The organism is Mesorhizobium sp. M7A.F.Ca.CA.002.04.1.1 (assembly GCF_004022805.1).
In the GTDB taxonomy this organism is placed as follows: Bacteria; Pseudomonadota; Alphaproteobacteria; order Rhizobiales; family Rhizobiaceae; genus Mesorhizobium; species Mesorhizobium ciceri.
On sequence record NZ_RZPL01001114.1, the window covers coordinates 1 to 1105 of the forward strand.

Sequence of the window (1105 nt, forward strand, 5' to 3'; positions counted from 1 at the left end):
CACCATGGGCGCGCGGCCGATCGCGGCGATGAATGCGCTGCGTTTTGGTGCGCCCGACGAGGTCGAGAATGCGCTGGTACTCGTCGGGCTTGAGCCCGTGTGAGGCAATGAGCTCGGGGGTGATCGGCACGGAATTGGAAATGGTCATGGGCGGCGATTTTTATCCGGGACGTTGGGATTTTGAGTCCCGTCTTATCGCAAGCCTTGCGGCCGATACACCCATGGATTGACGAAAAACGACGGAAAACCGGACAAAGCCACGCAGTGTCAGGAGAAGCTGTCGTAGCCGGCGCGGCCTTCATCGAGAAGTCGCCGGATCACCGCAACGCCTTCAGCGATATCCCCGCGCTGTCTCGGCTGCGAAACGCCGAAGCGGACGCCATGGAAAACCTGCTCGGAACGGCCGGCCTTGAATTCGTCCTCGTCGTCGATCAGCACGCCGTGCTCCAGGCAAGCGTTCTTGAAGGTGCCGGAAAGCCAGGGGTCGGGCAGGGTCAGCCAGACAAAGGGCACCCTGTCATGCGACTTGAAGGCGAAGCCGGCCAAAGTCTCGCGTACGATGGCGATGCGGGCGCTGATTTCGGCGATGCTGCGCTTTCGTATCTCATCCGCCTGACCGGACAGCACCAGCCTTGTATTCACCTCCGCCAGCAGGAAGGGCATGCCGCCGGTCATCATCTTGTGGGCGACGCGGATGCGGTGGCGGTAGGCGGGCGGGCAGGAAAGCCAGCCGCCGCGCACACCGGCTGCGACCGACTTCGACAGGCCGCCCGCGACAATGGTCCTCTCAGGAGCATATTCGGCCAGCAACGGCGTCGGATCATCGGTCAGATTGCCATAGAGGTCGTCCTCGATGAGGACGACATTGTATTCGCGTGCGACATGGGCGATCGCTTCGCGGCGCGCCGCCGACAAGGTGGCCAGCGTCGGATTCTGCGCCGTCGGCATCAGGAAGATCATCTTGGGATGCTTTTGCGCGCAGACGCGCTCGAAATCCTGCGGATCGATGCCTTCATCGTCCGATGCCACCAACGCGGTGCGCCTGCCGATCAAGCCGGCACTGCGGGAAACCTGCGAGTAGGTGAGGTGCTCGAAGGCAACATAG

At 62.5% G+C, this 1105-nt stretch carries 1 protein-coding gene; it reads right to left on the reverse strand.

Annotated features, from left to right (window positions below):
- Positions 1–267: 267 nt before the first annotated feature.
- The coding region (locus ENZ75_RS32595) for a PLP-dependent aminotransferase family protein (protein WP_164888211.1) at positions 268–1105 on the reverse strand (838 nt) is incomplete at its 5' end.